Origin of the sequence: Rhodococcus sp. (in: high G+C Gram-positive bacteria), from assembly GCF_049299235.1 — a bacterium.
Classification (GTDB): Bacteria; Actinomycetota; Actinomycetes; order Mycobacteriales; family Mycobacteriaceae; genus Rhodococcus.
Window position 1 is genome coordinate 1 of the sequence record NZ_JBAQXC010000349.1, and the last position, 2536, is coordinate 2536.

At 70.0% G+C, this 2536-nt stretch carries 3 protein-coding genes; all 3 read left to right on the forward strand.

From position 1 onward, the window contains the following. On the forward strand, window positions 1-1089 hold a 1089-nt coding region (locus WAX14_RS21830; RefSeq protein ID WP_422630136.1), incomplete at its 5' end, for an alpha/beta fold hydrolase. Then, complete coding sequence (locus WAX14_RS21835) at window positions 1086-2294, forward strand: glycoside hydrolase family 1 protein (RefSeq protein WP_422630138.1); 1209 nt, start codon at window positions 1086-1088, stop codon at window positions 2292-2294. The genes WAX14_RS21830 and WAX14_RS21835, both read left to right, overlap by 4 nt. 26 nt (window positions 2295-2320) lie before the next feature. After that, window positions 2321-2536 (forward strand): LysE family transporter (locus tag WAX14_RS21840; RefSeq protein ID WP_422630137.1); only part of this gene is annotated, 216 nt, incomplete at its 3' end.

The window sequence follows — 2536 nt, forward strand, 5'->3', positions numbered from 1 at the left end:
CCCTTTCACATCGGGGCCGCGGCGATCGCCGGTTGGAGCGCCTACCTGCGGGGTTTCGCCCGGCGCGGCGCCCAACCCGTCGACATCGTCGACGACACCGCCGCCCTCATGAATGCGCTCACCGACCGCGGCCGCCCCGCGTGGGCGCATCCGTGGCCCGTCGTCCGACAGTGGCCGCTGGCACTGCTGCGCGACTGCACCATCACATCCCCACCGGGCACCGAGACAGTGCCGACCCTGCTGCTGCCCCCGCAGGCGGGCACCGCATCGTGCATCGTCGACCACTCTCCCGAACGCAGCCAGGTCACCGCACTGCACGCCGGTGGACTCACCCGAGTGCACTGCCTGGACTGGCTGCCCGCCACGGACGACACCGACGGCGACTCCATCGACGAACACCTCGCCGTCGTCGCCGCAGCGGTCGCCCACCTCGGCGGGCGCGTCAACCTGATCGGCGACAGCCAGGGCGGCTGGCTCGCCACCGTATACGCGGCGCTGCACCCCGACAGCGTGCACACCCTGACCGTGGCGGGCGCCCCGATCGACTTCCATGCCGACCGTCCGGGACTCGACCTGCTCGCCCACCTGCCACTCGGGGCGGGCTCCGCGCTCGCAACCCTGATCTACAACACCGGCCACGTGTTCGGGCTGCACCTCACCGATCCGGTCGGCGAGGTCCAGCGCGCGATGACCCTGCTCGCCGAACTCGACGACCCCGACGAAATCGCGCGGATCACCGCCGGTCGCCGCTGGTTCGCGTGGCGCCAGCCGATGCCCAGCGCGTTCCGGGACTGGATCGTCGAGCACCTCGTCGTCGGCAACGACCTGGCCCGCGGCGAACTGGTGGTCGACGATCGGCGCGTCGACCTCACCGCCATCGACTGCCCGGTGACCCTCCTCGCCGGCACCGGCGACCTGCTGGCGCCGCCCGCACAGGTGCACGCGCTGGCGCGACTCGTCGGCACCGACCCCGAGCAGATCACCGCGCACACCGTCGACGACGGGCACATCGGTCTCTTCATCGGACGCCGGGTCCTCACGGAACTGTGGACACCGATCGCGTCGGCCGTCGCGGCAGTGCCCCGATGAACCGCCTGCGGGCCGCCGCCCTCACCCTCGGCCTCGCGGCATCGATCCTGGTGCACCCGACGACGGCGACTGCAACACCGAACGAATCTGCGCCCACCGAATTCCTGTGGGGCGTCTCGTCGTCGGGATTCCAGTCGGAGGGGTCGTCCCCGGACAGCAACTGGTCCCGATACTCCGCATCGGGACGCACCCACGATCCGATCGGCACCGCCGTCGACTTCCGGCACCGGTACCGGGAGGACATCGCTCGCGCCGCCGACCTCGGCATCGACGTGTTCCGGTTCTCCGTCGAATGGGCGCGGGTCCAACCCCGCCCGGACCACTGGGACGAATCGGAGTTCGCGTACTACGACGACGTGGTCGCCGCGATCCGCGAACACGGCATGCGGCCGATGATCACGCTCGATCACTGGGTGTATCCCGGGTGGATCGCCGACCGCGGCGGCTGGGCGGACCCCGGCACGGTCGCGGCATGGCTGGCCAACGCCGAACGCGTGGTCGCGCGGTATGCCGGCGTCGGTGCCCTGTGGGTGACAATCAACGAGCCGACGATCTACGTGCAGAAGGAACTCACCTTCGGCGGGCTGGCACCCGACGATGCGCCGCTCATGTTCGACCGGCTCGTCGACGCGCATCGCGGCGCCTACACGCTGATCCACCGGCTCGATCCGGGCGCGAACGTCACCTCGAACGTCGCCTACATTCCCGGCGCACAACCCCATCTGGACGCGCTGTTCCTCGATCGCGTCCGCGACCACCTGGACTTCGTCGGCATCGACTACTACTACGGGGTGGCGCCCGGCAATCTCACCGCGATCCACGCCGCGTTCGACGACTTCGCCGCCGTCGTCCCGCATCCACGCGGCCTGTACGACGCGGTGATGGACTACACCCGGCGATATCCCGGCATGCCGCTGTACATCGTCGAGAACGGCATGCCCACCGCCGACGGGGCGCCGCGCGGCGACGGCTGGACCCGCTCCCGGCACCTGCGCGAACACATCGCGGCCGTGACCCTGGCGATGGACGACGGCGCCCCGGTCTTCGGATACAACTATTGGTCGCTGACCGACAACTACGAATGGGGCTCCTACACACCACGATTCGGCCTCTACACCGTCGACGTCCGCACCGATCCGACACTGACGAGGCACCCCACCGACGGGGTCGCCGCCTACCGCGACATCATCGGCGGCACGTCGTAGATGCCGCACTGCAGTACGGTCGTGCGGTGACCTGGCAGATGTGGTTGGCGTTCCTCGGCGCGGCGTGGGTGATCAGTCTGTCCCCCGGCGCGGGCGCCGTCGCGTCGATGTCCTCGGGTCTGACGCACGGACTGCGGCGCGGCTACTGGAACATTCTCGGTCTGCAACTGGGATTGCTGCTGCAGATCGGGATCGTCGCCGCCGGCGTCGGTGCGATCCTGGCCCGGTCGTCGATCGCGTTC